The organism is Streptomyces cahuitamycinicus, assembly GCF_002891435.1.
GTDB classification, from domain to species: domain Bacteria; phylum Actinomycetota; class Actinomycetes; order Streptomycetales; family Streptomycetaceae; genus Streptomyces; species Streptomyces cahuitamycinicus.
The window spans coordinates 21893-28731 of sequence record NZ_POUC01000061.1 but is presented as its reverse complement, the minus strand read 5'-3'; the positions used below and the strand labels follow the sequence as shown (position 1 = coordinate 28731).

Sequence of the window (6839 nt, the reverse complement as noted above, 5' to 3'; positions counted from 1 at the left end):
GGGCGGCGCTCGCGGCCGTCGGGGTGGTGAAACCGGTCAGCAGGGCGAGGCCGAGGACGCCGAGGCGAACGCGTATGAGGTTCAAGGGTGTTCGGGCCTTCCGTCGCGGTGAGGGGGTCGGTGCCGGACGGACCGCAGTATCGCGTGACGGGTGTGGTCCACGCCATGGGTGGGGCTCAGGGGCTCTTGCCGCGCCGCGCTTTCGAGATCTGGGACAAAGCGACCGGCTCGTGGTCGTTTGTGAAGGGTTCGTACGAGATCCTCTTCGGACGCTCGATCAGGGACCGCAGGATCACCGCCACGATTAACGTCTGATCCGGGACGGTTTCCCCACCCAGCGGCCCCGGTCCGGGACCTGACCTCCGGACCGGGGCATCAGGTTTGTCACGGGCCCCCTCAGCGGGTGCCGAACCCGTACACCGTCTCCGAGCGGAACACACCGCCCGGCCGCAGCACCGTCGTCGGGAACTCCGGCCGGTTCGGCGAGTCGGGGAAGTGCTGGGTCTCCAGCGCGATGCCGTCGCCGGGCGCGAAGGGCCCGGCCAGATGGTCGGCGGTGTACAGCTGGAGGCCCGGCTCGGTGGTCGCCACCGTCAGCACCCGCCCGGACGCCGGGTCGTGCAACTCGGCGACCTCCACGGGAGTGTCCGTCACACCCTTGTCGAGCACGAAGTTGTGGTCGTAGCCGGAGCCGGTCTTGCGGGATTCGCCGAAGTCGAAGCGCGTTCCGGTGACCTCCTGCGGAGCACCGGGGGCAGGAATCAGGTCCGCGTCGACCGGCGTGTACCGGGAGGCGGCCAGCCGCAGCTCATGGCCGCCCGCGTCACCGGAACCGGCCAGGTTGAAGTAGCTGTGGTTGGTCAGGTTCACCACGGTCGGCGCGTCCGTCACCGCCTCGTAGGCGATCCGCAGCGCACCGCTCTCGTCGAGTGTGTACGTCGCCGAGACCTCCAGCCGTCCCGGGAAGCCCTCCTCGCCGTGCGGGCTGATCCGCGTGAGCCGCACCCCATGCTCGACGGGCTCCGCGTCCCACACGCGCTTGTCGAAGCCGCGAGCCCCACCGTGCAGCGAGTTCGGCCCGTTGTTCGGTTCCAGCGCGTACGTCCGCCCGTCCAGGGCGAACCGGCCGCCGGCGATCCGGTTGGCGTACCGCCCGACCAGGGCGCCGAGGTACGGCTCCGGGTGGGCGAGGTACCCCTGGATGTCCGGGAATCCCAGCACCACGTCCCCGGCCCGGCCCTCCCGGTCCGGCACCTCCACGGACTGCACGATCCCGCCGTACGACAGGACGCGCACCCGCACACCGGCCCGCTCCAGGGTCCAGCGGTGTACGGGGGTCCCGTCGGAAAGTGTTCCGAAGAGTTCGTTCATGTGCGGAACTCTAGGTCAGCGTCCGGGTCAGGGCCTCTTCGCGGTGACGGTGCGGTACGCGATCTCGGCCAGCCGGGCCTGTCCGTTCACACTGGGGTGGAAGTAGTCCCAGCGGCTCAACTGGGCGGTGCCGAAGCGATAGTCGTACACCGCGCCCCCGTCATAGCGGCACCGCTTGTCCTCGGCGCAGACCTCCCCCAGGACCTTGTTGTAGTCCTCCACCCGCTTCTGCACCGTGTCCCGGCGCAGGGTGGCCGCCGAGTCCAGGGCGTCCGGGTCGCCCAGCATCGACGGGCAGATGCCCATCTTCCACACCTGCTTGCCCATCGGGCTGGTACGGCCCTGCGACCACAGTCGCTTCAGGTTCGGCACGCTCGCCACGAACACCTGCGCCTTGGGCAGCGCCTTGCGCAGGGAGCGCAGAGAGTCCTCGAAGTCGGCACGGAAGGCCGAGACCGGAGTCATCGCCGCGGGCGTCGACCGGCAGGCGTCGTTCGCCCCGACCATCACCGTCACCAACTGCGGTTTCCGCCCCACCGCCCGGGCCATCTGCCCGGGCAGATCGGCCATCCGGGCCCCGCTCACGGCGTAGTTCCAGCTCCGCTGCGCGGCCCCGGTCCTCCCCAGCAGCCGCACCGCGAGCGAGTCGACCTCGGGACTGCCACCGGTCGCCCAGGACGCCTCCGGACAGTCCGACAGCACCTCACAGGCGTCGAACGCGCGCGTGATGGAGTCACCGACGGCCGCGACGGACCCCGGACTGCGGTCCCAGAGGGGCGTGGGCTTCGGAGACGGCTTCGCGGGCTCGGACGGGGCGGCGGAATCGCCCCCCACGGCATCACACCCGGCAACCCCCAGCACGGCCGCCGTGACGACGGCCAGAACGCCCCGTGTACGACGGCCCCGCTTCCGCATCCCTGGTCCATTCCCCTCGCCACGCCGTGCCTGTCTCCCCAACCCATAACAACGCACGAGGGTTCCCGACCCCTCAGGTGCAACGGCTCACACCCGTACAAGCGTCCCCCTGGGTGAATGGCAGGCGTTTCCCGGCACCTGGACCGACCGTACGTCACACCACGTGCGCCACCGCACGGTAGCCTCGCCATCAACGTGACCCGCCCGGTCACAGCCGTTCCGCCCTTGCACCATGTCCCGCTCTGCCCGGAGGTTCCGGTGACGACACGTGGAGTTCTGTACGTGCACTCCGCGCCGCGCGCGCTGTGCCCGCACGTCGAGTGGGCCATCGCCGGGGTGCTCGGCACACGCGTCAGCCTGGACTGGATCCGTCAGCCGGCCGCGCCGGGCACCTGGCGCTCGGAGTTCTCCTGGCAGGGACAGGCGGGCACCGCGTCCAAGCTGGCCTCCGCACTCCGCGGCTGGCACCTCCTGCGTTTCGAGGTCACCGCGGAACCCTGCGCCACCGCCGAGGGCGAGCGCTACAGCTGCACCCCCGACCTGGGCATCTACCACGCCGTCACCGGCATCCACGGCGACATCCTCATCCCCGAGGACCGGCTCAGAGCGGCGCTGAAGCGCTCGCAGCGCGGCGAGACCGACCTGGAGGCCGAGCTCAGCAAACTCCTCGGCAAGCCCTGGGACGACGAACTGGAGCCCTTCCGCTACGCGGGCGAAGGCGCCCCGGTCCGCTGGCTCCACCAGGTGGTCTGAGGCCTTCAGGGGCGCGGGGCTCTTTCGATATGCGGCTCCGCCGCGTGGGCGCGACCAGCCCCTATGAACCCGCACCCGGCACACAACGCGAAACAAACGGTGAATGGCCCGAACCCCTCTCGGGGTCCGGGCCATTGCAACGCTCAGAGATCAAACCGTCCGGAACGCCAGCACCACGTTGTGACCGCCGAACCCGAACGAGTCGTTCAACGCGGCGATCCGGCCTTCGACCGGCAGCTTCCGGGCCTCACCACGGACGACATCGGCATTCGCCTCCGCCTCCGGGTCCAGGTTCTCGACGTTGATGGTCGGCGGAGCCACCCGGTGGTACAGCGCGAGCACGGTCGCCACCGTCTCGACACCACCGGCGCCACCCAGCAGATGCCCCGTCATCGACTTCGTCGCGGACACCGCGAAGTGGTCGGCGTCGTAGCCGAACACCTTCCGCAGCGCCTTCAGTTCGGCGATGTCCCCGGCCGGCGTGGACGTCGCGTGCGCGTTGACGTGCACGATCTCCGCCGGGCCCAGGTCGTTGCGGTCCAGCAGGTTCTGCAGGGCGTGCGAGATGCCCCGCCCCTCCGGCTCCGGCTGCACGATGTCGTGCGCGTCGGCGGAGATGCCCTGCCCGACCGCCTCGGCGTACACCCGGGCACCGCGCTTCGCGGCGTGCTCGGCGGACTCCAGGACCACGACACCGGCGCCCTCACCGAGGACGAAACCGTCGCGGGCGGTGTCGTAGGGGCGCGAGGCGCCCTGCGGGTCGTCGTTGTTCTTGGACATCGCCATCATGTTGCCGAACGCGGCGATGGGCAGCGGGTGGATCGCCGCCTCAGTGCCACCCGCGACGACCACGTCGGCGCGGCCGGTGCGGATCATCTCGATGGCGTAGCCGATGGCCTCGGCGCCCGAGGCGCAGGCGGAGACCGGCGTGTGCACGCCCGCCCGGGCGCCCACGGCCAGTCCCACGTTGGCCGACGGGCTGTTGGGCATCAGCATGGGCACGGTGTGCGGGGAGACGCGGCGGACGCCCTTCTCCTTCAGCACGTCGTACTGGTCGAGCAGCGTCGTCACGCCGCCGATACCGGAGGCGATGACCGCGCCGAGCCGGTCGGGGTCGATGGCCGGGTCCTCGCCGGCCTTCGCCTCGAAACCGGCGTCGGCCCAGGCCTCCTTGGCCGCGACCAGCGCGAACTGCGCCGAGCGGTCCAGCCGGCGGGCCTGCGGCCGCGGGATGACCTCGGTCGGCTCCACGGCGACCGGGGCCGCGATCCTGACGGCCTGGTCGGCCGCCCACTCCTGCTCCAGGGCCTTGACGCCGGAACGTCCGGCGATCAGGCCCTCCCAGGTAGAGGCTGCGTCGCCACCCAGCGGTGTGGTTGCGCCGATACCGGTGACGACCACGGTGCGATTGGTCGAGCTCACGGGAATTCTTTCTCCAACGGATCCGAGGATTAAGCGGCGCCACCGCCGGGTGGCGGGGCAGTCAGCCTGAGGCCTGATCGGCCGATCAGCCCTGGTGCTTGAGGATGTAGCCGGTCGCGTCACCGACGGTCTTGAGGTTCTTGACGTCCTCGTCGGGGATCTTGACGTCGAAACGCTCTTCGGCGGCGACGACGACCTCGACCATGGACAGCGAGTCGACGTCCAGGTCGTCGGTGAAGGACTTGTCCAGCTGGACGTCCTCAACCGGGATGCCGGCGATCTCGTTCACGATCTCGGCGAGACCGGCGACGATCTCTTCCTGAGTGGCGGCCATGTCGGCGCTCCTTCGTAGATATTCAGAGGGTGTGGCAGGGGAATCCGCCCGCACCGGATCGCATGATCCGGCACGGAGTGCCTAGGGGAGGGTAACGACAGTCGCGGCGTAGACGAGACCCGCCCCGAAGCCGATGACGAGCGCGGTGCCGCCGCTCTTCGCCTCGCCGGTCGCCAGGAGCCGCTCCATCGCGAGCGGGATCGAGGCGGCCGAGGTGTTGCCGGTGGTTCGGATGTCACGGGCGACCGTGACGTGCTCGGGCAGTTTCAGCGTCTTCACCATCGAGTCGATGATCCGCTCGTTGGCCTGGTGCGGGATGAAGACGTCCAGGTCGTCCGTGCTGATCCCGGCCGCGTCCAGCGCCTGCTGGGCGACCTTCGCCATCTCGAACACGGCCCAGCGGAACACCGCCTGGCCTTCCTGGGTGATCGCGGGGAACTTCTCGACCGTCCCGTCCCGGTAGTCCGTCCACGGCACGGTCTGCTTGATGGTCTCGGACTTGTCGCCCTCCGAGCCCCACACGGTCGGGCCGATCCCGGGCTCCTGCGCCGGGCCGACCACGACGGCGCCGGCACCGTCGCCGAACAGGAAGGCCGTCGCGCGGTCCTCCAGGTCGGTCAGGTCGCTCAGCCGCTCGACGCCGATCACCAGGACGTACTCCGCCGAGCCCTCGACGATCATGCCCTTGGCGAGCGTGAGGCCGTAACCGAAGCCCGCGCAGCCCGCCGAGATGTCGAACGCGGCGGCCTTGGCAGTGCCCAGCTTGTCGGCGATCTCGGTGGCGACGGCCGGCGTCTGCTTGAAGTGCGAGACGGTCGAGACGATCACGCCGCCGATCTGCTCGGCGGTGATGCCCGCGTCCGCGATGGCCTTGCCGGAGGCCTCCAGCGACATCGCGGTGACGGTCTCCTCGTCGGAGGCCCAGTGCCGCGTCTCGATGCCGGAACGCGAGCGGATCCACTCGTCGGACGACTCGATCGTCTCCAGGATCACCTCGTTCGGCACGACCCGGGTCGGACGGTAGCCGCCGACGCCGAGGATGCGCGCGTACGGGGCGCCCTTGCTGGGCTTGATCTTCGCCATGCTCTCGGGCTCCTTCTCAGGCACTCTGCTCGGCGATGAGCTCGCGAGCCGCGTCGCGGTCGGCGGGGGACTTCAGAGCCAGCGTCTTCACGCCGGGCAGGGCCCGCTTGGCGAGGCCGGTGAGGGTGCCGCCGGGGCACAGTTCGATCAGGGCCGTGACGCCGAGCTCCTTGAAGGTCTCCATGCACAGGTCCCAGCGGACGGGGTTGGCGACCTGGCCGACCAGACGCTCCAGCACCTCGGTGCCTGCGGCGACGGCCTGCCCGTCCTTGTTGGAGACGCAGGTGAGCTTCGGGTCGCCGGGCGCCAGGGCCTCGGCGGCCTTGGCCAGCGTGTCGACCGCGGGGGCCATGTGGTGCGTGTGGAACGCGCCGGCGACCTTCAGCGCGACGACCTTGCGCACGCCCTCGGGCTTGTCCGCCTCCAGCGCGGCCAGCTGCTCCTTGGTGCCGGCCGCGACGATCTGGCCCGCGCCGTTGATGTTCGCCGGCGTCAGGCCCAGCTTCTCCAGGTGCGGAACCGTCACGGCGGGGTCGCCGCCCAGCAGCGCGGCCATGCCGGTCTCGGTGACGGCGGCGGCCTCTGCCATGGCGAGCCCGCGGGTGCGGACCAGGCGGAGGGCGTCCTCCCGCGGGAGCACCCCGGCGAGCGAGGCGGCGGTGAACTCGCCGACGCTGTGCCCGGCGACGGCACCGACCTTCCCGCGCAGGTCGGCCGGGTCGTCGAAGAGCAGGTGCGCGGACGCCAGTCCGGCCGCGACCAGCAGCGGCTGCGCCACCGCGGTGTCGCGGATCTCCTCCGCGTCGGCCTCGGTGCCGTAACGGATCAGATCGAGTCCCACGGCGTCCGACCAGGCCTCGAGGGCACCGCGAACACCGGGGAGGTCGAGCCATTCGGTCAGGAAGCCGGGCGTCTGAGCGCCTTGGCCGGGAGCGACGAGTACGAGCACTCTCACACTCTC

At 70.6% G+C, this 6839-nt stretch carries 7 protein-coding genes; 1 reads left to right on the top strand and 6 read right to left on the bottom strand.

What is annotated here, in order from left to right:
• Window positions 1–396: 396 nt before the first annotated feature.
• Window positions 397–1371 carry an aldose epimerase family protein gene (locus C1J00_RS11495; RefSeq protein WP_102908943.1) on the bottom strand — a complete coding sequence of 325 codons (975 nt, stop codon included), beginning with the start codon at window positions 1369–1371 and terminating at the stop codon, window positions 397–399.
• Window positions 1372–1398: 27 nt separating this feature from the next.
• On the bottom strand, window positions 1399–2286 hold the full coding sequence (locus C1J00_RS11490; RefSeq protein WP_102908942.1) for an SGNH/GDSL hydrolase family protein: 888 nt from the start codon (window positions 2284–2286) through the stop codon (window positions 1399–1401).
• Window positions 2287–2544: 258 nt separating this feature from the next.
• On the opposite strand from C1J00_RS11490, the gene C1J00_RS11485 reads away from it, so the two are divergent.
• Window positions 2545–3039 carry a DUF3145 domain-containing protein gene (locus C1J00_RS11485; RefSeq protein WP_102908941.1) on the top strand — a complete coding sequence of 165 codons (495 nt, stop codon included), beginning with the start codon at window positions 2545–2547 and terminating at the stop codon, window positions 3037–3039.
• A gap of 150 nt (window positions 3040–3189) precedes the next feature.
• Here C1J00_RS11485 and C1J00_RS11480 read toward each other — a convergent pair whose 3' ends face one another.
• From C1J00_RS11480 to C1J00_RS11465, 4 genes are all read right to left on the bottom strand, one after another.
• The gene (locus C1J00_RS11480; protein ID WP_102908940.1) at window positions 3190–4461 is read right to left on the bottom strand and encodes a beta-ketoacyl-[acyl-carrier-protein] synthase family protein; all 1272 of its coding nucleotides are present in this window, start codon (window positions 4459–4461) and stop codon (window positions 3190–3192) included.
• A gap of 85 nt (window positions 4462–4546) precedes the next feature.
• On the bottom strand, window positions 4547–4795 hold the full coding sequence (locus C1J00_RS11475; protein WP_102908939.1) for an acyl carrier protein: 249 nt from the start codon (window positions 4793–4795) through the stop codon (window positions 4547–4549).
• An 81-nt stretch (window positions 4796–4876) separates the two neighbouring features.
• On the bottom strand, window positions 4877–5878 hold the full coding sequence (locus tag C1J00_RS11470) for a ketoacyl-ACP synthase III (RefSeq protein WP_102908938.1): 1002 nt from the start codon (window positions 5876–5878) through the stop codon (window positions 4877–4879).
• Window positions 5879–5894: 16 nt separating this feature from the next.
• Entirely contained in the window at window positions 5895–6827 is a 933-nt protein-coding gene (locus C1J00_RS11465) for an ACP S-malonyltransferase (RefSeq protein ID WP_102908937.1), read from the bottom strand.
• Window positions 6828–6839: the final 12 nt, after the last annotated feature.

Excerpts from the sequence above, each read along its gene's own strand:
- C1J00_RS11470 (WP_102908938.1), bottom strand. The coding sequence starts at position 5,878 with ATGGCGAAGATCAAGCCCAGCAAGGGCGCCCCGTACGCGCGCATCCTC.
- C1J00_RS11475 (WP_102908939.1), bottom strand. The coding sequence starts at position 4,795 with ATGGCCGCCACTCAGGAAGAGATCGTCGCCGGTCTCGCCGAGATCGTG.
- C1J00_RS11495 (WP_102908943.1), bottom strand. The coding sequence starts at position 1,371 with ATGAACGAACTCTTCGGAACACTTTCCGACGGGACCCCCGTACACCGC.
- C1J00_RS11490 (WP_102908942.1), bottom strand. The coding sequence starts at position 2,286 with ATGCGGAAGCGGGGCCGTCGTACACGGGGCGTTCTGGCCGTCGTCACG.